Raw genomic sequence first — 20993 nt, forward strand, 5'->3', positions numbered from 1 at the left:
ACGATTAACGCGGCGCAGAATAGGCTTATTCGATCTTCTTGCCTTCCATCAGCCGTTGCACCAGCGGCCCCATGATCAGCTCCATTGCCAGACCCATTTTCCCGCCAGGTACCACCAACGTGTTGATATGCGAAATAAAAGATCCCTGCAACATTGCCAGCAGGTAAGGGAAGTCAATCTGGTCCAATCCCTGAAAATGAATGACCACAAAACTTTCATCCAGTGAAGGAATGGCCTTGGCGGCAAACGGGTTAGAGGTGTCAATGGTCGGCACGCGCTGGAAGTTAATGTGGGTACGTGAAAACTGAGGAGTAATGTAGTTGATATAGTCGTCCATTGAACGGACCACCGAGTCCATTACCGCCTCGCGAGAATGGCCGCGTTCACCGGTATCGCGCACCAGTTTTTGTATCCACTCGAGGTTGACGATGGGCACCACGCCAACCAGCAGGTCGACATGTTTGGCGACATCCACCTGATTAGTCACGACTCCGCCATGTAACCCCTCGTAGAACAAAATATCCGTGGGCTCGGGCAGCGCTTGCCACGGCGTAAAGGTGCCGGGAACCTGGTTGTAAGGCACGGCTTCATCATAAGTATGCAAATATTTGCGCGAACGGCCGGTGCCGGTTTTACCGTATTCAATAAAACTCTGCTCCAGCAGCGTGAAATCGTTGGCTTCCGGGCCAAAATAGCTGATATGACGACCGAGATCGCGAGCCTTGCGGATCGCGGCATCCATTTCTGGACGAGTAAAGTGGTGAAAGCTGTCACCTTCAAGCTGGGCAGCGTGCAGGCCCTGCTGCTGGAATATCTTGCGGAAAGCCAGGCTGGTGGTCGTGGTTCCTGCGCCGCTTGAGCCGGTCACGGCTATAACTGGATGTTTAGCTGACATGGTAATCCCTTCATCTTTCAAATTGCAGTCAACGCATCTGCACCAGGAATCTATTGGGGAAGGCTAATACGCATAATTAAGCTTATTGTTACCATATCTATGCGCTAATTTATAGGGTGTCGGCAGGGAAGATTTTTAGCCATTTGAGCGAAAGTGATGCCTAAAAAGCAACATAGTGACAACTTTTTGATGCTTTAATCTCATCGCTAATTCTCTACACTGGGCTTCATACCCTTGTCGATTTCGTGCAATGCTTTTGGAGAATTTGCTGATGATTATGCCTTCCTCTCGCTGGTGGTGGGATTTATCCACGCTGGAATTTAGCCAGCTAGACATGGAAAATGTGGTGGTGATCCTGCCGATTGGCGCGGTCGAACAGCACGGGCCTCATCTTCCAGTGCGGGTGGATGCGGCAATTAACGCCGGGATTGTCGCCCGAGCGGTCGAACTTCTCCCTGACAACCAGCCTGCGCTGGTACTGCCCGCCTTGCCGATTGGCAAATCTGACGAGCATCTGGAATACCCCGGCACGCTAACGCTACCTTTCGAGGTGCTGGCTAAAGTATGGTTTGAAGTGGCGAAAAGTGCCTGGCGAGCCGGTGCGCGCAAAATTATTTTCTGGAATTCCCACGGCGGTCAACCGCAGCTGATGGAAATTGTTTGCCGTCAATTGCGCGTTGAGCTGGGCATGTTTGCCGTCGGCGCAACGTGGTCCCGCACCATCGATAGCAGTGATTTGTATAGCAGTAACGAGCTGGAATTCGGTATCCACGGTGGCGAAGCGGAAACCAGCGTGATGCTGCACCTGCATCCTGATTTGGTGGCGATGGACAAGGCTGAAAACTTTGTCTCGGCGGCACAGGCGCTGGCAGAGCAGGGGGGGATTCTCACGCCTGAAGGCGGTGTCGGCTTTGGCTGGCAGGCGCAGGATCTGCATCCCGCGGGCGTCACCGGTAATGCGGCCGCAGCCGACGCAGAACGCGGAAAACAGCAAGTTGAACGCGCTGCTCTGGCATTGGTAGCGTTGGTTGGTGAAGTCACCCGCTATCCGCTAAGCAACGTCACTCAGTCCACGCGATTTAATGCAAAATAGAAAGAAATTGGCACGTTAACCGGCTTCCGACATCATCCCTTTTACCGTTTCCGCCAGCACGCTGCCAATCGCGCTGGTGCCTCGGTCGTGCCCAATCAGCATCAGGCGCTGGGTTTGCTGCGCCAGTTCTCTGACCGGAATATAGATAAGCCTGCCCGCGCGCTGGTCAAACTCGATGTCGAACGGCGTCAGGAAAGTCAGCCCCTGATCGACCATTGCCGCGTGGCGCATCACTTCAATCGAGTTGGTTTCAATCACCGGCTGGACAGTGACCAGCGCCTTGGCAAACACGTCGTTCAAATATGGGCGAATCACCGTGCTTTTGTCGGCGATAATGATCGGATAGGCAATGCAGTCGCTGATGCGCAGGCTGGTTTTATCTGCCAGCGGATGCCCCGGAGCTACTACCGCGCCCAGTCGCCCGCTAACGCTAGAAATAATTCGCAGCGTTGGCGGCAAGTCGAAATCGAATCCCAGTCCCAAATCCGCCTCGCCTGATTCCACAGCGGCCATAATATCGTCGCCGTCAGTCAACTGACGCAAAATCAGTTTTACTCGTGGATTAGCCCGGCGAAATTCGCTGGCCATGCGCGGGATGAGATTCGCTGCCAGCCCGCTCATCATCGCGATCGTCACTTCACCGCGCCGCAGTCCCTTTAATTCTTCAATTTTAACCTGCGCCCATTCCAGCTCTTTAAAACTCTGGCGGACGTGATGGATCAAAACCTCTCCGGCGGCGGTGAGCACCATTTTTCTCGGCAGTCGCTGAAACAGCGGCGTGCCCAGTTCGTCCTCCAGCGCCAAAATCTGCCGGTTAATCGCCGAGGCAGAAATATGCAGCCGGGCCGCAGCCTTACGAATGGAGCCAGCACGGGCGACCTGATCGAGATACATCAACAACCGGTGTTGCAGCATGAATGATCTCCGCAAAGACAAATGACGCTATTTTCAGCAAGCGTTGCTTAAAAAGCATCGCTGAGTACGAAAAACTGTGCTTTTAAGGTAACGAAATTCTAGGCATAACTGAAGGCCTAATCTTGGGGGGAGTAAAGCTTATGTCTGGTATTTCGCGCCGTAAATTTGCCACAGGTCTGGCAAGCATGATGTTGATTCCATTCGCTGCACCGCTGTTTTCCCGTCGTGCGTTTGCGGCTGGCGACGAAGTGAAAATTGCTCTGATTTTGCCTGGTTCCGTGGCTGACGGTGGCTGGAACCAGCTAGCCTATCAAGGTTTGCAAACGCTGAAATCTCAAGGCTTCAAAGTTGCCTTTAGCGAAAGCGTACCGCAGGCGCAGATGGATCAGGTGACTCGTGGCTATGCCGATGACGGATACAACCTGATTATTGGCCACAGCTTTGAGTACGGTTCCGAGTTCGAACAGGTTGGGCCGCAGTATCCAGACACCTATTTCTTTGCCACGACTTTTAAGCCTTCCGAAAAAGCGCCGGATAACACCGAGTTTATGAATCTGGCCTATATGAATGCGGCCTATGGCGCTGGTGCGCTGGCAGCAATAATTTCCGAAAAAGGCAAAGCGGTCGGCTATGTCGGCGGCGGTGATAATCCTAGCCAAAACGGCATGATGCACGCTTTTATTGCCGGAGCCGAAAAAACGCGGCCGGGCATCACCGGTTTGGGCATCGTGACCGGCGACTATAACAATGCTGCGAAAGGTCGCGAGGCCGCCAGCACCATGATAGGCAACGGGGCCGATGTTATCTGGCACACCGCAGATGTTACCGGTCTGGGCGCGATTCAGGGCGCAGCAGCGGCAAAAGTCAAAGCTATCGGCTGCTACGCCGACCAGAAAAGCATTGCGCCAGAATTTATCGCCACCAGTTTCGAGACCAATCTGCCGTGGGTCATTGAGCAGGTTGCGCACAGCGTACAGGATAAAAAATTCCTCGGTGGCCAAGAGTTTCACCCGCCGGTTTCTAAAGGCTGGTTACCGATTTACGGCGACACAGCCTACAACAGCAAGCTGATTACTGCCGATCAGTGGGCCAAATTTCAGGATATCTGGACCCAACTCTCGGAAGGCAAAATCGACGTACAGTCCCTGGTTAAAGCCTGAGTTAATGCGAGATGAGGAATTGTGTCGATGATTGAGCTGAAAGGCATCACCAAAAGATTCGGTAAAATCACCGCCAATCACCACGTCAACATGTCGATCGGCGAGGGTGAAATTGTCGCGTTATTGGGTGAAAACGGCGCGGGTAAAAGTACCCTGATGCAGATCCTTTACGGCATGTATCAGGCTGATGAAGGGGAAATTTGGGTCGGCGGGCAAAAAGTCAGTATTCGCGATCCGGGGGATGCCATTGCTCTGGGTATCGGCATGGTTCATCAGGAATTTATGCTGGTACAGCCGATGACAGTGGTTGAAAACGTGATCCTCGGCCTGAAAGAAAATCGCAGCGGCTATCTTGACTTGCACGCCGCCGCAAAACGTTTACAGCAGATTTCTGACCGCCACGGACTGGCGGTTGATCCTTGGGCGAGAGTCGAACACCTGCCCATTGGCGTGCAGCAACGGGTCGAAATCCTCAAGCTGCTTTATCGCAACGCCAAAGTCCTAATCCTCGATGAACCCACGGCGGTGCTGACGCCGCGCGAAAAAGACGGTCTGTTCGCCACGTTGACTTCTCTGAAGCAAGAAGGGCGTTCAATCGTTATTGTGACCCATAAACTCTATGAAATCATGGCAGTGGCTGACAGCGTCTCGGTAATGCGCAGCGGCAGAATGGTCGAGAGCGTGGCGGTAGAAGACACCTCTGAAACTGATTTGGCGCGTCGCATGGTGGGGCGCGACGTGTTGCTGCGAGTCGAAAAACCAGTACAGCAGCCCGGCGACGAGGTGTTGAATATTGACAACATCGCCATGCGCGACGAAGCCGGAAACCAGAAAATCTGGCGCGTAGCGCTGAAGGTTCGCGCAGGAGAAATTTTAGGTATTGCGGGCGTCGACGGCAACGGTCAGTCCGAGCTGGCGGAGGCATTACTTAATCTGCGGCCAATCGAAGCGGGCAGAATTCTTTTGGGCGGTAAAGATATTTCCGGGCTGTCTCCGGCACAGCGACGCGCTGCGGGCATGGGCTTTATTCCTGCCGACCGGCGCGGGGTTGGGTCAGTGACCGGCATGTCAATCGCCGATAACGCGATTCTCGGCGCTCAGCATCAGCACACCGTTGCCCGTGGATGGTTCCTCAGTCCGAAAGCGATAGCCGACAAAGCCAGGGCGATCGTCAAACACTTCAACGTGATTGCCCACGACGTAGAGTTTGAAGCAGGAAAACTTTCCGGCGGTAATTTGCAGAAACTCATTCTTGGACGTGAAGTCATGCGCAAGCCGCGCGTATTGGTGGTGGAGCAGCCAACGCGCGGGCTGGACGTCGGTGCAGTCGAGGCGGTGTGGCAGGGGCTGCTCGAAGCACGTCAACAGGGTTGCGCCATTGTGATGATTTCTGCGGAGCTGGAAGAAATAATGAATTTATCCGACAACATTGCGGTGATGTACGCGGGGCAAATCGCCGGGGTGTTGAGTGCGGCTGAAGCCACGCTGGAGCAAATCGGCGACCTGATGGCCGGTGGCAAACTGGAGCGGGAGGCGTAATGAAATCTTTGCTCGAGAAACGTGCTGTCCCGGCCGACTCTTCGCTGGCCTCTGGCGGCATCACCGTGTTAGCGCTGCTGCTGGCGTTTATCATTGCCGGTGTGCTGTTTATTCCCTTCGGCGCCAACCCTTTTACTGCCTTTATCGAGCTGTTCAGCGAGGCGTTTGGATCGCTACGCGGTTTTGGCCAGACACTGGTGCAGGCCATACCATTAATCCTGATTGCTCAGGCAACCATCGTTATCTGGCGATCGGGCATGGGCTATATCGGTTTCGAAGGGTGCTTCACCATCGGTGCCGCTGCAGCTTCCTGGGTCGCGCTGGGCGGAACGCCGCAGGGAATGTGGATCATGTTGCCGCTCTGGGCTTTCTGGCCAATCGTGCTGGTAGTTGCTTTTATGGCCGGGGCGTTATGGGCCGGAATCGTCGGCATTATGCGCGTGCGCTTTGGCGGTAACGATGTGCTGATTTCACTGATGGCCAACTATGTGGCGGCGTTTCTGGTGCAGTATCTGGTCTCCGGTCCAATGCGCGCAGTTGGCGATTTACCGCAAACGCCGCTGCTGCCGATGCAAAGCTGGCTGCCGTTTATCATGCACGGTTCGCGGGCGCACATGGGGTTGCTCATCGCTCTGATTTGCTCGCTGCTGGTCTGGGTGCTTATCCGTAAAACGCCAATCGGTTATGAAATGATTGTCAGCGGAATGAATGCCAAAGCGGCGCGCTATGGCGGAATCAATGTTATTCGTCGCCAGATGCTGGCCGTGTTTTTGGGCGGCGGTATGGCAGCGCTGGCCGGACTTTGCATGGTTCTCGGTGTGCAGCATCGGTTGATGGACGGTTTATCGGGCGGTGTGGGGTTTGTCGGCGTCATTGTTGCGCTGCTGGCGCGGCTCAATCCGCTGGTGGTGATCCCTACAGCTATTCTCTATGGCGGTTTACAGGTTGGCGGCAGTGCAATGCAGCGCGAAAGTGGTTTGCCGACCTCGGTGATCTTTATTCTTGAAAGCCTGGTGGTGCTGCTGATTTTAGCCGGCGATATCCTGCGCTATTACCGCCTGCGTTGGCCGGGGCGGGGGCGTCCATCCGTGGCTGAAGCTGCTTCGGAGACTCAATCATGAACCTGTGGTCACATCTTGATGCCGCATTTTTCATTACCTGGCTGGCGGCCGCGGTTCGTCTTGCCGGACCCGTGCTGCTGGCGTCGCTGGGCGAGATTTATGCCGAGCGTTCCGGCGTGCTCAATATTGGCCTTGAAGGCACGCTGCTGATGGGCGCGCTGTCGAGTTATCTGGTATCGATTTACTCCGGTTCAGCCGTGTTGGGCTTTTTTGCCGGTGGTGTGGGCGGACTGGTGGTCAGCCTGCTGCTGTCCTTCTTCTACTTGCGGGCATTGGCCAGCCAGGTCGTGGTCGGTATGGTGTTTAACATCCTCGCAGGCGGGCTGGCGACCTACATCTACAGCCTGGTGATTGGCGATAAAATGTCGCCGACGGTAGATATGTTTAACGCGTTGCCTGTGCCTTTGCTGCAAAAAATTCCCTATATCGGACCCATTTTCTTTAACCAGCCGTGGCCGCTGTACCTCACGCTCGGGCTGGTGGTACTTGCCCAATGGGTGCTGTTTCATACCCGTTTCGGACTTTCGCTGCGCGCTGTGGGCGAAAACCCTAAAGCTGCGCACGCCGCCGGGCTTAACGTACAAAGGATCCGCACCTACGGGGTGATGCTTTCCTGTCTGGGCGGCGGTCTGGCAGGCGGATATCTGGTCACTGCGCAAATCGGGCTGTTTCGCGACAACATTGTCAGCGGGCAAGGATTTATCGCACTGGCGATCGTGATTTTTGGTCGCTGGAGTCCGCTAAAAGCGCTGTTTGCCGCCTTTATTTTTGGTGCTGCCGACGCATTACAGCTGTCGTTGCAGTTGTTTAATAACATCCTCCCGGCGCAGGTACTGCTTGCGCTGCCGTATCTGTTAACCATTCTGGCGATGTCTGGAGTGATAGGAAAAACGGTACAGCCGGGCGCTTTGACGCAGCCATACCGCAAGGATTAGCAGTGGACCTCCCACTGTCTGGAAATTTTGGAGATAGCTATGACCACGATTTTTCGCGCTACCGACGCTCTGTCCGCTCCGGCTTTTCGTATCAGCCCAACGGACACCAACTATTTCGCCATCCTGTTCGACAAAGAGCAGGACCAGATCGACCACATCTTTGTGATCGAGATTTTCAAGGTTGGCGGAGCGACGCCGCCGAATGAGCACGCTCACGCACACGAATTTTTCTACGTGCTGGAAGGTCAGGGCGTGGCTGTCTGTGGTGGCAAAGAGTTGCCGTTAAGCAAAGGCAAAGCTCTGCTCCTGAATCCCGGCAACGAACACGTGATCCGCAATACCGGCAGCAGCAAACTGTATACCCTGACGGTGATGACGCCGAATGAAGGCTTTGCCGAGCTTATCCGCAGCGGAGAGCCGGTGGAGCTGGATGAAGAGGACTTGCGCGTTCTGAGTGGGGTGAATGGGAGTCCGGCGGTATGAGTCAACGATCCGAGAGTCTGATAGCACTCGGCTCCAGCCCGCGCAATGCCTGGCATGTATCGGCTCAAGAAGTCGATTTGGTGCGTGACTGTGTGCCACCGCAACTCGCCACGTTGCACGACGGTGAGCGGCGTATTCAGCTCGACTTGAATCGCACGGCATTGATTGTCATCGATATGCAAAATGACTTTTGCCATCCCGAAGGCTGGCTGGGCCATATTGGCGTTGATGTCACTCCGGCCCGAGCGCCGATTGCGCCGTTGCAGCGGCTGTTGCCCGAAGCGCGTCAGGCCGAGATGCCAATAGTGTGGCTTAACTGGGGCAATCGGCCAGACCGGCTCAATCTGAGTCCAGCGGTGCTGCACGTTTATAAACCCAACGGTACAGGTGTAGGTTTGGGCGATCCGCTGCCGATATCTGGCGAACCGGTGCTGGAATCCGGTAGTTGGGCAGCAGCAGTGGTGGATGAGTTGGCCCCGTTGCCGGGCGATATTCGAGTCAATAAATACCGGATGTCGGGATTTCAGGATACTGAGCTGGACAGCATTCTGCGCAATCTGAATGTCACAACGTTGCTGTTTGCCGGAGTCAATGCCGATCAGTGCGTGCTTTGCACCTTGCAGGACGCCAATTTTCACGGCTACGACTGTTTGCTGTTGCAAGACTGCTGCGCCACCACGTCGCCAAAGTATTGTATGGACGCCACGCTGTATAACGTTCGCCAATGCTTTGGCTTTGTTTCCGATTCAGAGCAATTGATTAGCCAACTGCTCTGAAATTGTTCGACAGAGGAAAGTATTGATGGGATACATTTTGGCAGACGGCTGGGTGGTCACCATGAACCCTCGGCGCGAGGTGCTGGAAGAAGCCAGCATTTTAATCGAGGGAGACATGATTGCCGCTGTTGGCACGCGCCAGCAGCTGGTGGCCAGTAACCCGGAATGCGAAGTGATCGACTGTCACGAATCAATCATTATTCCCGGCATGGTCAACACCCATACTCATCTGTTCCAGACGCTGTTAAAAGGGCTGGGCGATGACATGGTGCTGAAAAAATGGTTTACCTGCATGACCGGGCCGAGCGCGGTTGAGTTGACTGAAGAAGATGTTTCGGCGGCGGCAATGCACGGCTGTGTGGAATCGCTGCGCTCCGGCGTGACTTCGCTGGTGGATTTTATGTATGCCCATCCGCGGCCGGGATTAACGGCCAAAGTGCTGGAAGCTTTTCATGCCACCGGCATTCGCGGTCACGTGTGTCGCGGATTTCTTACCACCGGCGAGGAGCATGGCATTCCCTCCCGACTGATTGAAACGCCGGAACAGGCGTTGGATGACGCCAAGAGACTGATTTATCAGTACAACCGCCCGGACAGCCGGGTCAAAGTAGGGATTGCGCCGAGCATGATCTGGGCGCTGGACGAAAAAGTATTACGCGGCACCCGCGAGCTGGCCAACGAAACCGGCGCGCTGATCACCATCCACGTTGCGGAAACCGATTTTGAGATTTCGCAATCGCAGCTGCGTTTTCAGAGCACCGATACCGAGTTCCTCAGCGAAATAGGCTTTCTTGGCTCTGACGTGCTCGCCGTTCACTGTGTGCAATGCAGCCGCCGTGATATCCGCGCGCTGAAACATTATGACGTTCGCGTGTCGCACAACCCGTGCAGCAATATGTATCTGGCCTCAGGTGTAGCGCCGATCCCTGAGATGCTGGCGGCGGGTATCACCGTGGGATTAGGGTCCGACGGGCCAGCCAGCAGCAATAATCACAGCCTGTTTCAGGCGATGAAAATGGCTGCTCTGGTGCAGAAAGGCGTGCATCGTGATCCGACGATTATGACTGCTGAAAAAGTGCTGGAGATGGCAACTATCGATGGCGCACGAGCTATTGGCCTCGACCATCTGATTGGTTCGATTGAGGTGGGGAAAAAGGCCGATATTGTGGTGGTTGGCACTGATCATCCGGCAATGACTCCGGTACATCATCCGGTTTCTTCATTGGTCTATTCGGCATTGGGTCATGAGGTGACAGACGTGTTTGTCGATGGCGAACCGCTGTTGCGCGAAGGCAAGTTTACCCGAGTCAATGAGCGCGAAGTATTGCTGCGCTCAAAACTGGCGGCCAACAGCCTTGCCGAACGTGCAGGAAGCGATCGCTTTAAACGCCGGCCTTGGCGGGCCAGCACGTTTTAAATCCTCAGGGGTCCTGCGATTTCCCCTCACGCGAACTGTCAGCAGCGGCGGAGTTGTTTGAGCCACCGCTCAATAAAACAGGGGATAAGCTTAGTAATCTGGCCTTTCAATTTCTTCTTCACCGGCGCGGAATTGGCCACGCGGCATGATGTTCAGCGTTTCGTGCAGTTCGGACCAGACCAATACCACGTCGCCACTTTTCAACTGGCGGCGCACGTCCTCAACTTTTTGCTCGAGCGTTCGTTCCTGCTCGCCGTAATCGGTGCCTTCACGCAGCACAAAACCTTCAATCACGCTGTCCAGCGTTTCTGGCGGTAACTCTTTCCAGGGAATAATCATTGTGTTTCTTTTCTCAATCTAAGGTTTGGGCGACAGCCGGGCAGCAATCCAGTCGGGAATACGCTGTTCAAGCCACATCACCGGGTTTAACCAATTGCCCGTCACGAAGCCAACGTGTCCGCCGTGTTCGGTGAGCTGGTATTCTACCTCAGGCGGCAGATCTTGCGCGTTGGGGATCACCGCATCGGTCATAAACGGGTCGTCTTTGGCATGAATAATCAACAGCGGGATCTTGACCCTCGGCAGCAGCGGCATACCGCTACAGCGTCGGTAATAGTCTATCGCGTTTTGGAAACCGTGAGCTTTCGAGGTGATCGCGTCGTCGAATTCGCGAATACGGCGCATTGATTTCAATTGCTCCAACGTCACCGGCAGCGTGCCGGGATATTTTATCAGCTTGCGGCGGGCGTTGGCCTTGAGCTGATCGAGCAAGTAGCGCTGATAGATTCGTGAACTTCCCTGCTCCAGTCGGTAAGCACAGGGTTCAAGCATCAACGGCGCCGAGACAATCACCGCGGCCTGAAGCCGACAGTTTTCGCCCTCTTGCCCGAGATAGCAGGCCAGCATATTGCCGCCCAGCGAAAAACCTACTGCCGAAGTTGGCGCATCGCCGTAGGTTTCACTCAACCAGCTGAGAAAGTAACGCGCGTCTTCCGTTTCACCGGAGTGATAGATGCGCTGCAATCGATTTGGCTCGCCGCTGCAGCCGCGAAAATGCATCACCACGCCGAGTCCGCCTTTGTTCTTCCAGGCCTCTAACAGACCGTGGGCGTAAGGGCTGGTAAAGCTGCCTTCGAGGCCGTGAAACAGTACCATGCGCGGTTTGTGTTTGGCTGCTTCCGGGTCTTCACTCCAGGCCAGGTCGATAAAATCACCGTCGGGTAAATCCAGCCTTTGCCAAACCGGCTTAAGCTTTACGTGCCGTCGGACCAGTCGTGGTAACAGGGTTTGCAGATGCGGATTGCTAGCACCGCGCAGGGGATGAAAATTTTCAGCCATTTTGCGATAAAAAATCTCATGAAGGATGCTTGTACTACCAATACCACACTGATAGCTTCTCAGCTAATTACACAATAGTTTAGGGCCAGGAGCACCTGTTTAAATGGAACTTAGTTTATTTCTTTCGATGCTGGGATTTTTGTGGGTCGCTGCGATTACGCCCGGCCCGAATAATATGTTGTTAACTACTTCAGGGGCGAATTTCGGTTTTATGCGCTCGCTGTGGCTGATGCTGGGGATCATGCTTGGCATGCAGAGTATCGTGCTGCTGGTGGCGTTTGGCGTAGGCGGGTTGATCCTGCTGTATCCCGCGCTGCACACTATTCTCAAGGTGCTGGGGAGTTTGTATCTGCTGTGGCTGGCGTGGAAGATTGCCACTTCGGCCTATGAAACGCTGGAAACCGATGCGAAGCAGGTCAGGCCTATTCGCCTCTATCAGGGTTGGCTGTTGCAGTTTCTGAATCCGAAAGCCTGGCTGATGGGGCTGGGCGCGGTGGCCAGTTTTAGCCTTGCCGGTGCGCAGTATAATCACTCGGTTGCAGCAATAAGCCTGGGCGTGTTTATCGTCAATCTGGTCTCAGGAGTCATCTGGCTTGGCTTTGGCACCGTGATTGGCCGACTGTTAAGCAGCCGTCGCGCCTGGTACACCTTTAATATTGCCATGGGATTGCTGACCGCCGCCTGCGTGCTGCTGATCTGGAGATAACAAAGTTCGGCAGATAAGCTCCGGCTTATCACTGGGTAAAAAAGACGGCCATCCTGCGAGGTGGCCGTTTTGTTTTTAAGGCCTATCAACCTCTCAATAATGCTCATATATTCCTTTTAGTTATTAAAGGTAATTTTTAATTACTTTAAATAACATCTCGCCTCGGCTAAAAATTCCTTCAAGCCAAAAAAACAGCGATTCACCTCAAATAACCCTTCACCCTCTTTGGAGCATTCACCGATGGCAAAACGTTTCTTATTACGCAGCGCGGCCCTGCTGCTTTCAATGTCTGTCCTCAGCGCCTATGCGGTGGATGTTACCGTGGCTTACCAGACGTCGGCTGAACCGGCGAAAATCGCGCAGGCAGAAAATACCTTTGCCAAAGAATCCGGTGCGAAAGTTGATTGGCGAAAATTTGATAGCGGCTCCAGCGTGTTGCGCGCATTGGCCTCCGGTGACGTTCAAATCGGCAATATCGGTTCCAGTCCGCTGGCTGTAGCAGCGAGCCAGAAATTACCTATCGAAGCCTTTTTACTGGCCTCCGAGTTGGGCAGTTCTGAAGCATTTGTGGTGAAAAATAGCATCAAAACGCCTCAGGATCTGATCGGTAAGCGCATTGCGGTACCGTTTATTTCTACGACCCACTACAGCCTGCTGGCGGCTCTCAAGCACTGGAATATCGATCCGAAGAAAGTGACCATCGTGAACCTGCAACCGCCGGCCATTGCTGCCGCCTGGGCGCGCGGCGATATCGACGGTGCCTACGTTTGGGCGCCAGCGGTGAACGAGCTGGAGAAAACCGGCAAGGTGCTGACCGATTCCTCACAGGTTGGCAAATGGGGTTCACCAACGCTTGACGTCTGGGTGGTGCGTAAAGACTTCGCGCAGGCACATCCGGAAGTGGTTACCGCTTTTGCACGCGCCGCGCTGGCCGCGCAGAAATCTTATCTGCAAAACCCGGATCAATGGCTGAAGGATACGTCGAACCTGAATACGCTGTCCCGTTTAAGCGGCGTGCCGGATAACCAAATCGCCGTGCTGGTCAAAGGTAATCGTTACCTGCCAGTGAACGAGCAGGTCACTCAGCTGGGGCAACCCGTTGATAAAGCAATTAAAGACACGGCCAGCTTCCTGAAAGAGCAGGGCAAGGTGGATCAGGTAGATGCTGACTACAGCAGCTATGTGACCAACAAGTTTGTCAAAGCCGTAGAAGCTAGCCCGCAATCTTAAGGAGAACGCCATGTTACAGGTCTCTCAACTGTCTGCCGAATATCAGGGTAATCCGGTATTGCACGACATCTCGTTGCAGATTGACGCCGGACAACTGGTGGTGGTGCTGGGTCCTTCCGGATGCGGTAAAACCACTCTGCTTAACTTGATTGCCGGATTTACAACGCCGAGCGGTGGCTCTATCAGCCTTGATGGTTCGCTGGTCGAAGGTCCGGGGGCCGAACGCGGGGTAGTGTTTCAGAATGAGGGCCTGCTGCCGTGGCGTGATGTGCTCGGCAACGTTGAATTTGGTTTACAGCTGGCAGGCATTGAGAAACGTCAGCGTCGACAAACGGCGGAGCGCATGCTCGCCAAGGTGGGGCTGTCGGGTTATGAAAATCATAAACTATGGCAGCTCTCTGGAGGGATGCGCCAGCGTGTTGGGATTGCCCGCGCTCTGGCGGCGGATCCTCGCCTGCTGTTGCTCGACGAACCTTTTGGCGCGCTGGATGCTTTTACCCGCGAACAAATGCAAGAGCTGCTGCTGACTATCTGGCGCGATACCGGCAAGCAGATTTTCCTGATCACTCATGACATCGAGGAGGCTATTTTTCTCGCCAGCGAACTGTTGCTGCTTTCTCCAGGACCGGGACGAGTGCTGGAACGCATCCCTCTGGAATTCGGCAAACGCTACGCTGACGGCGAATCTTGCCGCAGCATAAAGTCCGATCCTGAATTTATCCGCCAGCGTGAGTATGTGCTGGGTCAGGTATTTGAACATCGTGGAGGTCTGCTGTGAGTGCAGAACCGGTAGTAAAAACTCTGACACGCGAGAAATCTGCTGCAAAAGGCTGGAGCCTCCCGCGCAACGTCCGTCTGAGTATCGGTACGCTGGTGACTTTGCTGGTCATCTGGTGGGCGGTAACGGCGTTGAAGCTGATTCCGCCGCTGTTTCTTCCTGCGCCGCAGCAGGTGTTGCATCAGTTAATCACAATCGCCAGCCCGCAGGGGTTTATGGATGCCACGCTGTGGCAGCATCTTGCAGCCAGCCTGACGCGCATCATCATTGCACTGTTCGCCGCCGTGGTGATCGGTGTGCCGGTCGGCATTGCGATGGGGCTGAATGAAACGCTGCGCGGCATTCTGGACCCGCTGATCGAGCTTTATCGCCCAGTGCCGCCGCTGGCCTATTTGCCGTTGATGGTGATCTGGTTCGGCATTGGCGAAACGTCGAAAATTCTGCTGATTTACCTGGCGATTTTCGCTCCGGTGGCGATGTCCGCATTAGCCGGTGTGCGCAGTGCCTCTAAAGTCCGCATTCGCGCGGCACAGGCGCTGGGAGCCAGCCGTGGGCAGGTATTGCGCTTCGTGATTTTACCTGGCGCGCTGCCGGAAATTTTAACCGGTGTGCGCATAGGCTTGGGCGTGGGCTGGTCAACGCTGGTTGCCGCCGAGCTTATCGCCGCTACACGTGGTTTAGGATTTATGGTTCAGTCAGCCGGTGAGTTTCTGGCAACTGATGTGGTCATCGCCGGGATCAGCGTCATCGCGCTGATTGCCTGTGCGCTCGAATTGGGCCTGCGCTATTTGCAGCGCAAACTCACCCCCTGGCACGGAGAGCAACAATGAACGAACGTCTGAAAATTACCCCGCTTGGCCCGCACATTGGCGCGCTGGTGGAGGATGTATCGCTTAACCGTCCGCTATCCGACGCACAGTTTGAGCAGCTTTATCATGCATTGCTGAAACACCAGGTGCTGTTTGCCCGTAATCAGCCGATTACTCCGGTTGAACAGCGCGCGCTGGCGGCACGCTTTGGCGATCTGCACATTCACCCGGTCTATCCACAGACGCCGGAAGCACAAGAAATTATTATTTTCGATACCAACGACAATAATCCGCCGGACAACGACAACTGGCACACCGACGTGACCTTTATCGAAACGCCGCCGTTGGGCGCGATTCTGGCGGCAAAACAGCTGCCTTCTACCGGTGGCGATACCCTGTGGGCCAGCGGTATTGCGGCCTATGAGGCGCTGTCCGAACCTTTCCGCAAGCTGTTGGCCGGTTTGCAGGCCGAGCATGATTTCACCAAATCGTTCCAGGAATGGAAATATCGGAAAACGCCGCAAGAGCATGAGCAGTGGCTAACGGCCAAGGAAAAGAACCCACCGTTGCTGCATCCGGTAATCCGCACTCATCCGGTATCGGGCAAGCAGGCGCTGTTTGTGAATGAAGGATTTACGACGCGGATTGTTGGACTGGAAGAGAAAGAAAGCGCGGCCATTCTTGATTTCCTGTTCCGACATATCACCAGGCCGGAGTTCCAGGTGCGCTGGCGCTGGCAGGAAAATGATATCGCTATCTGGGATAACCGCGTTACTCAGCATTATGCCAATGCGGACTATTTGCCGCAGCGCCGCATTATGCACCGCGCCACCATTCTCGGGGACAAGCCTTATTTCCGGGCTTGATGGCTGTCAGAGGACTGAAAACAGGCCGCCGATGCTAAGGCGGCCTTTTTACTGCCTACGGGGATCGGATAGAGCCGGGGCCGGTAGCGTGATACCGGACCCGCGCTTGATCAGGCGTTAAATTCCTGCGCCAATTGCTCAAGCTGTTCCTGAGCGTCGAGCCAGTTCATTTCAACCTCTTCCAGCTCGCCCTTAACCTTAATCTGCTGTTGCAGGCAGGCGGTCAAATCGGCCTTGCGGCTGCTGTCGTAAATAGCGGAATCTGCGAGCTTCTCTTCTACACTGGCTAATTCGCTGCTGAGCTTTTCCATCTGCTTTTCCCAGGTCGCGATTTGCTTGCGCAGCGGCTGAGTCTGGTTACGGAAATCGGCTTCACGACGTTTCTGATCTTTACGCGACTGGGCGCTGTTAACGCCCGCATCTTTCTCGGGCGCGTCCTGCTGACTTTCCTGACGTTGAATATCTACCAGCCATTGCTGGTAATCGTCGAGGTCGCCGTCAAACTGTTCCACCTTGCCGCCGTGAACCAGATACAGATCGTCGGTAGTCGAGCGCAGTAAGTGGCGGTCATGCGAAACCACTACCATGGCGCCTTCGAAGTCGATCAGCGCCTCGGTCAACGCCTGCCGCATGTCGAGATCCAGATGGTTGGTCGGTTCATCGAGCAGCAGCAGGTTAGGGCGCTGCCAAACGATTAACGCCAGCACCAGACGGGCTTTTTCGCCGCCGGAGAAACGCTCGGTTTTTTCAGTAACCTTATCGCCCTGGAAGCCGAAGCCGCCGAGATAATCGCGTAGCTGCTGTTCGGTTTGCCTGTCGGCCAGACGCACCAGATGCTGCAACGGTGAATCTTCAGCACGCAAAAATTCGAGCTGATGCTGGGCAAAGTATCCAAGCTTAACGCCCTTTGACAGCCCGACGTCACCTTTCAACGGTGGCATGGTGCCGGCCAGCAGTTTAATCAGTGTCGATTTACCTGCGCCGTTGCGACCTAGCAGCCCGATGCGCGAGCCGGGAACCAGGTTCAGCTTGATCGAGTCGAGGATCACATTATCGTCGTAACCTGCGCTGACTTTTTCCATGCGCAGCAGTGGGTCGGGCAGACTTTCCGGCGAGCGGAAACTAAACTGGAAAGGATTGTCGACGTGAGCCGGGGCAATCAGCTCCATGCGTTCCAGCATTTTGATACGGCTCTGCGCCTGCTTGGCCTTGGTGGCCTGTGCGCGGAAACGGTCGATGTAGCTTTGCAGGTGCGAAACTTTCTCCTGCTGGTGTTCAAACAGTGACTGCTGCTGTGCCAGTTTAGTGGCGCGCTGGCGTTCAAACGATGAATAGTTACCGGTGTATTCATTCAGCGTCTGCTGTTCGATATGCATGATCTTGTCGACAATCGGATCAAGGAAATCACGGTCGTGGGAAATCAGCACCAGTGTACCGTCATAGTTCTTCAGCCATTTCTCCAACCAGATCACCGCGTCCAAATCCAAGTGGTTGGTGGGTTCATCGAGCAGCAGCAAATCAGAGCGCAGGATCAAGGCCTGTGCCAGATTAAGGCGCATGCGCCAGCCGCCGGAGAAAGATTTTACCGGCTGTTGCAGCTGACTTTGGGTAAATCCTAAACCGCTGAGCAGGCTGGCGGCGCGGGCAGGAATGGTCCAGGCCTGAATAGCATCGAGTTTGCCGTGCAAGGTAGCGATGGCATGGCCGTCGTCGCGTTCATTGGCGTCGTGCAATTCAGATTCAAGCTGCCGAAATTCGCGGTCACCGTCGATAACATACTCAATAGCGGGCACGTCAAGGGCAGGAGTTTCCTGATTAACCCAGGCCAGCGCCCAGTTTGATGGAAACGTCAGGTTGCCCGCATCGGCGCTCATTTCGTTTTTCAACAGGGAAATCAGTGTCGATTTGCCGCAGCCGTTCTTACCTACCAATCCGACTTTCTGGCCCGGATTAATAGTGGCAGATGCATTGTCAAGCAGGACATTGGTGCCACGCCTGATTTGTAACGATGAGAAAACTATCATAAAGCGCCGTGTAGTTGAGAGTATGTTAAATTGATTGTCATTATTCTAAGTTAAACAAGACGTGTGAAACGTCCCATTTGGTATTTGCGGAGCATGGTAGCTGAAAAATTGCACCCTGACGACGCTTTGGAGGTATTGATGTCGCAGCCACCCAAGGTTTTGCTGCTTTACGCTCACCCGGAATCACCCGATTCGGTCGCCAATCGCATCTTGCTTGACCGGGCGCGACAGCTTGAACACGTGACTGTCCACGATCTTTATGCCAACTATCCTGATTTTTTTATCGACGTTCCCCGCGAGCAGCAGCTATTACGCGAGCATAAGATCATCGTTTTTCAGCATCCTTTATACACCTATAGCTGCCCGGCGCTGCTGAAAGAGTGGATGGATCGCGTGCTGGCGCGCGGATTTGCCAGCGGTGCCGGCGGCACGGCGTTAAACGGAAAATATTGGCGTTCGGTGATAACTACCGGCGAACCGGAAGGGGCCTTTCGTCCAGGCGGCTATAATCGCTACAAAATGAGTGAAATTCTGCGACCCTTTGAGCTCACCGCCGGTATGTGTCACATGCACTGGCTCACGCCGATTGTGATCTACTGGGCGCGTCGCCAGCAGCCTGAGGTTTTAGCAAGCCACGCCCAAGCCTATGGTGAATGGCTTCAATCTCCCATGCCACACGGAGGGATTTAATCATCGACAGTTCGAATTTACCCACAGCTATCCTGCTGTTTCTATTTGCCGCCGTGGTGGCGGTACCCATTGCTCAACGCCTCGGGATTGGCGCGGTATTGGGCTATTTGCTGGCCGGGATTGCCATTGGCCCGTGGGGACTAGGTTTTATCAACGACGTCGACGAGATCCTGCATTTCTCCGAACTTGGCGTCGTATTTCTGATGTTTATCATTGGGCTGGAGCTAAACCCCGGCAAACTGTGGCAGCTGCGGCGGCAGATATTCGGCGTCGGTGCGGGTCAGGTGATCCTCACCGCGATGGTGCTGGGTGGATTGCTCTATATGACGCATTTTGCCTGGCAGGCGGCGGTGATTGGCGGTATTGGTTTGGCGATGTCTTCCACCGCAATGGCGTTGCAGCTGATGCAGGACAAAGGCATGACCCGCAACGAAGGCGGGCAGCTAGGTTTTGCTGTGCTACTGTTTCAGGATATCGCGGTGATCCCGGCTTTGGCGCTGATCCCCGTGCTGGCTGGCGCTTCTTCGGGCGGTAATAACTGGCCTTTGATTGGTATGAAAGTGCTGGCGTTTGTCGGCATGCTGGTCGGCGGAAGATATCTGTTACGGCCCATTTTCCGCCTGATTGTTGCCTCGGGAGTCAGGGAAGTATTTACCGCGGCGGCGCTCTTGGTGGTGCTGGGCGCAGCGCTGTTTATGCAAGAGCTGGGCTTTTCGATGGCGCTGGGCACTTTTATCGCCGGGATATTGCTGGCAGAAAGTGAATATCAGCACGAACTGGAAATCGCTATCGAGCCGTTTAAGGGATTATTACTCGGTCTGTTCTTTATATCTGTTGGCATGGCATTGAATCTGGGTGTGCTTTATACCCACATTTTGATGGTGTTGATAAGCGTGATTGTGTTGGTGGTAGTCAAGGGCGGCGTGCTTTATTTGCTTGCGCGACTCTTTGATCTGCGAACTTCGGTGCGGTTGCAGTTTGCCGCGGTACTCAGTCAGGGCGGAGAATTTGCTTTCGTGCTGTTCTCGGCAGCCGGTGCGGTCAAGGTGATTTCGTCGGGCCAATTGGCAGAGCTTTTGGTGGTGGTCACACTTTCGATGATGACCACACCGCTGTTGCTGAAATACGTCGACAGCATTCTGGTGCGCCGCTATAACGCTCAGGAAGAAAGTGACGAGAAACATTTCGTCGAAGATAACGAGCCGCAGGTGATTGTGGTCGGCTTTGGTCGTTTTGGGCAGGTCGTCGGGCGTTTACTGATGGCCAACAAGATGCGTATTACTGTGCTTGAACGCGATATCAGCGCCGTTGGGCTGATGCGCAGCTATGGTTATCAGGTGTATTACGGCGATGCAACGCGGCTGGAACTGCTGCGCGCTGCCGGGGCAGAAAAGGCCAAATCCATCGTAATCACCTGTAATGAGCCGGAAGACACGATGGAAATTGTGCGGCTTTGTCAGGAAAACTTTCCGCACCTGAATATCCTGGCGCGCGCGCGCGGCCGCGTCGAGGCGCATGAACTGTTGCAGGCTGGTGTCGAGAACTTTACCCGCGAAACCTTCTCCAGCGCGCTGGAGCTGGGTAAAAAAGCACTGATTACGCTTGGTATGCATCCGCACAGCGCCTATCGCGCCCAGCAGCACTTTCGCCGTCTGGATATGCGCATGCTGCGTGAACTGGTACCACAAGTGCAAGGTGATGTGGCGCAAATATCGCGTGTTAAAGAGGCTCGACGCGAGCTGGAGGATATCTTCCAAAGCGAAATGCATAACGAACGTCGCCAGCTCGATGGTTGGGACGACGAGGAATAGCGTCTCACGGCGCGGGGTAACAGAAGTTTCCGAATATTTTTTTGTAAAGGATTTCATACGGCGAAGCAGGTAATAGCGGCTCGCGGCTGAAATCAATGAGAGGCTGAGAATGGCTACAACTCGTAAACGTTTTATCGCCGGTGCCGTATGCCCTGAGTGTAAGGCACTGGATACACTGATGTTATGGCAAGAAGACCAGGTTGAGGTCGTGGAGTGCGCCAAGTGCGGGCATCACAAGCGCCAGACCGATGAACAGGTCACCAAGCATGTTCGTCCTGAAGAGCAGGTGATCGGTATCTTTCATCCAGAGTAGCGTTATGCTGTGCCTTTTTTTATGCTTAGGGGTACAGACGCGCGGTTTTCCGCTACAATCTTCGCCAAAATACGGTATTTGACGAAATTACAGT

Annotated in this window: 21 protein-coding genes; 16 read left to right on the plus strand and 5 right to left on the minus strand. The window is 54.6% G+C overall.

Going from position 1 to position 20993, the window contains the following annotated elements; translation table 11 throughout:
• Positions 1 to 25: 25 nt before the first annotated feature.
• On the minus strand, positions 26 to 895 hold the full coding sequence (locus AB3G37_RS01610; RefSeq protein ID WP_009638994.1) for a phosphoribulokinase: 870 nt from the start codon (positions 893 to 895) through the stop codon (positions 26 to 28).
• Positions 896 to 1166: 271 nt separating this feature from the next.
• Here AB3G37_RS01610 and AB3G37_RS01615 point away from each other — a divergent pair, with 271 nt between their 5' ends.
• The gene (locus AB3G37_RS01615; RefSeq protein ID WP_369789523.1) at positions 1167 to 1988 is read left to right on the plus strand and encodes a creatininase family protein; all 822 of its coding nucleotides are present in this window, start codon (positions 1167 to 1169) and stop codon (positions 1986 to 1988) included.
• 15 nt (positions 1989 to 2003) lie between these two features.
• Here the strand turns inward: AB3G37_RS01615 and AB3G37_RS01620 are convergent, their stop codons facing one another.
• A complete protein-coding gene (locus AB3G37_RS01620; protein WP_009638992.1) occupies positions 2004 to 2903 on the minus strand; it encodes a LysR family transcriptional regulator in 900 nt (299 codons plus the stop codon).
• Between the two features lie 140 nt (positions 2904 to 3043).
• On the opposite strand from AB3G37_RS01620, the gene AB3G37_RS01625 reads away from it, so the two are divergent.
• Genes AB3G37_RS01625 through AB3G37_RS01655 form a run of 7 tightly spaced genes read left to right on the plus strand, consistent with a single transcriptional unit; the run spans position 3044 to position 10334 of the window.
• Positions 3044 to 4063, plus strand: a complete 1020-nt coding sequence (locus AB3G37_RS01625; protein WP_369789524.1) for a BMP family protein — start codon at positions 3044 to 3046, stop codon at positions 4061 to 4063.
• Between the two features lie 27 nt (positions 4064 to 4090).
• Positions 4091 to 5602 (plus strand): ABC transporter ATP-binding protein, encoded by a 1512-nt coding sequence (locus AB3G37_RS01630; RefSeq protein WP_369789525.1) that lies wholly within the window; start codon positions 4091 to 4093, stop codon positions 5600 to 5602.
• On the plus strand, positions 5602 to 6723 hold the full coding sequence (locus tag AB3G37_RS01635; protein ID WP_369789526.1) for an ABC transporter permease: 1122 nt from the start codon (positions 5602 to 5604) through the stop codon (positions 6721 to 6723). The genes AB3G37_RS01630 and AB3G37_RS01635 overlap by 1 nt, the downstream gene beginning before the upstream one ends.
• Positions 6720 to 7658, plus strand: a complete 939-nt coding sequence (locus AB3G37_RS01640) for an ABC transporter permease (protein ID WP_369789527.1) — start codon at positions 6720 to 6722, stop codon at positions 7656 to 7658. The genes AB3G37_RS01635 and AB3G37_RS01640 overlap by 4 nt, the downstream gene beginning before the upstream one ends.
• A gap of 39 nt (positions 7659 to 7697) precedes the next feature.
• Positions 7698 to 8141, plus strand: a complete 444-nt coding sequence (locus AB3G37_RS01645) for a cupin domain-containing protein (RefSeq protein WP_009638987.1) — start codon at positions 7698 to 7700, stop codon at positions 8139 to 8141.
• Entirely contained in the window at positions 8138 to 8917 is a 780-nt protein-coding gene (locus AB3G37_RS01650; RefSeq protein WP_009638986.1) for a cysteine hydrolase family protein, read from the plus strand. The genes AB3G37_RS01645 and AB3G37_RS01650 overlap by 4 nt, the downstream gene beginning before the upstream one ends.
• 25 nt (positions 8918 to 8942) lie before the next feature.
• A complete protein-coding gene (locus AB3G37_RS01655; RefSeq protein WP_369789528.1) occupies positions 8943 to 10334 on the plus strand; it encodes an amidohydrolase family protein in 1392 nt (463 codons plus the stop codon).
• Between the two features lie 90 nt (positions 10335 to 10424).
• Here AB3G37_RS01655 and AB3G37_RS01660 read toward each other — a convergent pair whose 3' ends face one another.
• Both AB3G37_RS01660 and AB3G37_RS01665 read right to left on the minus strand, forming a co-directional pair.
• Positions 10425 to 10673: a YheU family protein gene (locus AB3G37_RS01660; RefSeq protein ID WP_009638984.1), complete on the minus strand. Its 249-nt coding sequence runs from the start codon at positions 10671 to 10673 to the stop codon at positions 10425 to 10427.
• An 18-nt stretch (positions 10674 to 10691) separates the two neighbouring features.
• Positions 10692 to 11672, minus strand: a complete 981-nt coding sequence (locus AB3G37_RS01665; RefSeq protein ID WP_369789529.1) for a hydrolase — start codon at positions 11670 to 11672, stop codon at positions 10692 to 10694.
• Between the two features lie 103 nt (positions 11673 to 11775).
• Here AB3G37_RS01665 and AB3G37_RS01670 point away from each other — a divergent pair, with 103 nt between their 5' ends.
• The 5 genes from AB3G37_RS01670 to tauD all read left to right on the plus strand — a co-directional run bounded on the left by AB3G37_RS01670 (position 11776) and on the right by tauD (position 16061).
• The gene (locus AB3G37_RS01670) at positions 11776 to 12378 is read left to right on the plus strand and encodes a LysE family translocator (RefSeq protein WP_009638982.1); all 603 of its coding nucleotides are present in this window, start codon (positions 11776 to 11778) and stop codon (positions 12376 to 12378) included.
• A gap of 240 nt (positions 12379 to 12618) precedes the next feature.
• Positions 12619 to 13608: a taurine ABC transporter substrate-binding protein gene (gene tauA, locus AB3G37_RS01675; RefSeq protein ID WP_369789530.1), complete on the plus strand. Its 990-nt coding sequence runs from the start codon at positions 12619 to 12621 to the stop codon at positions 13606 to 13608.
• A gap of 10 nt (positions 13609 to 13618) precedes the next feature.
• A complete protein-coding gene (gene tauB / locus AB3G37_RS01680; RefSeq protein ID WP_369789531.1) occupies positions 13619 to 14386 on the plus strand; it encodes a taurine ABC transporter ATP-binding subunit in 768 nt (255 codons plus the stop codon).
• Positions 14387 to 14409: 23 nt separating this feature from the next.
• Positions 14410 to 15216 (plus strand): taurine ABC transporter permease TauC, encoded by an 807-nt coding sequence (gene tauC, locus AB3G37_RS01685; RefSeq protein ID WP_369790869.1) that lies wholly within the window; start codon positions 14410 to 14412, stop codon positions 15214 to 15216.
• Entirely contained in the window at positions 15213 to 16061 is an 849-nt protein-coding gene (gene tauD / locus AB3G37_RS01690; protein WP_369789532.1) for a taurine dioxygenase, read from the plus strand. The genes tauC and tauD overlap by 4 nt, the downstream gene beginning before the upstream one ends.
• A 110-nt stretch (positions 16062 to 16171) precedes the next feature.
• Here the strand turns inward: tauD and AB3G37_RS01695 are convergent, their stop codons facing one another.
• A complete protein-coding gene (locus AB3G37_RS01695) occupies positions 16172 to 18085 on the minus strand; it encodes an ABC transporter ATP-binding protein (RefSeq protein WP_369789533.1) in 1914 nt (637 codons plus the stop codon).
• Positions 18086 to 18223: 138 nt separating this feature from the next.
• On the opposite strand from AB3G37_RS01695, the gene kefG reads away from it, so the two are divergent.
• The 3 genes from kefG to AB3G37_RS01710 all read left to right on the plus strand — a co-directional run bounded on the left by kefG (position 18224) and on the right by AB3G37_RS01710 (position 20899).
• The gene (kefG, locus tag AB3G37_RS01700; protein WP_369789534.1) at positions 18224 to 18775 is read left to right on the plus strand and encodes a glutathione-regulated potassium-efflux system ancillary protein KefG; all 552 of its coding nucleotides are present in this window, start codon (positions 18224 to 18226) and stop codon (positions 18773 to 18775) included.
• Positions 18739 to 20586, plus strand: a complete 1848-nt coding sequence (gene kefB / locus AB3G37_RS01705; RefSeq protein ID WP_369789535.1) for a glutathione-regulated potassium-efflux system protein KefB — start codon at positions 18739 to 18741, stop codon at positions 20584 to 20586. The genes kefG and kefB overlap by 37 nt, the downstream gene beginning before the upstream one ends.
• A gap of 109 nt (positions 20587 to 20695) precedes the next feature.
• Positions 20696 to 20899, plus strand: a complete 204-nt coding sequence (locus AB3G37_RS01710; protein ID WP_369789536.1) for a YheV family putative zinc ribbon protein — start codon at positions 20696 to 20698, stop codon at positions 20897 to 20899.
• Positions 20900 to 20993: the final 94 nt, after the last annotated feature.

Source organism: Rouxiella sp. WC2420, assembly GCF_041200025.1.
Taxonomy (GTDB): Bacteria; Pseudomonadota; Gammaproteobacteria; order Enterobacterales; family Enterobacteriaceae; genus Rouxiella.

Bases quoted from the DNA above. Each gene is read 5' to 3' on its own strand.
- AB3G37_RS01610 (WP_009638994.1), bottom strand. From the start codon at position 895: ATGTCAGCTAAACATCCAGTTATAGCCGTGACCGGCTCAAGCGGCGCA.
- AB3G37_RS01615 (WP_369789523.1), top strand. From the start codon at position 1,167: ATGATTATGCCTTCCTCTCGCTGGTGGTGGGATTTATCCACGCTGGAA.
- AB3G37_RS01620 (WP_009638992.1), bottom strand. From the start codon at position 2,903: ATGCTGCAACACCGGTTGTTGATGTATCTCGATCAGGTCGCCCGTGCT.
- AB3G37_RS01625 (WP_369789524.1), top strand. From the start codon at position 3,044: ATGTCTGGTATTTCGCGCCGTAAATTTGCCACAGGTCTGGCAAGCATG.
- AB3G37_RS01630 (WP_369789525.1), top strand. From the start codon at position 4,091: ATGATTGAGCTGAAAGGCATCACCAAAAGATTCGGTAAAATCACCGCC.
- AB3G37_RS01635 (WP_369789526.1), top strand. From the start codon at position 5,602: ATGAAATCTTTGCTCGAGAAACGTGCTGTCCCGGCCGACTCTTCGCTG.
- AB3G37_RS01640 (WP_369789527.1), top strand. From the start codon at position 6,720: ATGAACCTGTGGTCACATCTTGATGCCGCATTTTTCATTACCTGGCTG.
- AB3G37_RS01645 (WP_009638987.1), top strand. From the start codon at position 7,698: ATGACCACGATTTTTCGCGCTACCGACGCTCTGTCCGCTCCGGCTTTT.
- AB3G37_RS01650 (WP_009638986.1), top strand. From the start codon at position 8,138: ATGAGTCAACGATCCGAGAGTCTGATAGCACTCGGCTCCAGCCCGCGC.
- AB3G37_RS01655 (WP_369789528.1), top strand. From the start codon at position 8,943: ATGGGATACATTTTGGCAGACGGCTGGGTGGTCACCATGAACCCTCGG.
- AB3G37_RS01660 (WP_009638984.1), bottom strand. From the start codon at position 10,673: ATGATTATTCCCTGGAAAGAGTTACCGCCAGAAACGCTGGACAGCGTG.
- AB3G37_RS01665 (WP_369789529.1), bottom strand. From the start codon at position 11,672: ATGGCTGAAAATTTTCATCCCCTGCGCGGTGCTAGCAATCCGCATCTG.
- AB3G37_RS01670 (WP_009638982.1), top strand. From the start codon at position 11,776: ATGGAACTTAGTTTATTTCTTTCGATGCTGGGATTTTTGTGGGTCGCT.
- tauA (WP_369789530.1), top strand. From the start codon at position 12,619: ATGGCAAAACGTTTCTTATTACGCAGCGCGGCCCTGCTGCTTTCAATG.
- tauB (WP_369789531.1), top strand. From the start codon at position 13,619: ATGTTACAGGTCTCTCAACTGTCTGCCGAATATCAGGGTAATCCGGTA.
- tauD (WP_369789532.1), top strand. From the start codon at position 15,213: ATGAACGAACGTCTGAAAATTACCCCGCTTGGCCCGCACATTGGCGCG.
- AB3G37_RS01695 (WP_369789533.1), bottom strand. From the start codon at position 18,085: ATGATAGTTTTCTCATCGTTACAAATCAGGCGTGGCACCAATGTCCTG.
- kefG (WP_369789534.1), top strand. From the start codon at position 18,224: ATGTCGCAGCCACCCAAGGTTTTGCTGCTTTACGCTCACCCGGAATCA.
- kefB (WP_369789535.1), top strand. From the start codon at position 18,739: ATGGCTTCAATCTCCCATGCCACACGGAGGGATTTAATCATCGACAGT.
- AB3G37_RS01710 (WP_369789536.1), top strand. From the start codon at position 20,696: ATGGCTACAACTCGTAAACGTTTTATCGCCGGTGCCGTATGCCCTGAG.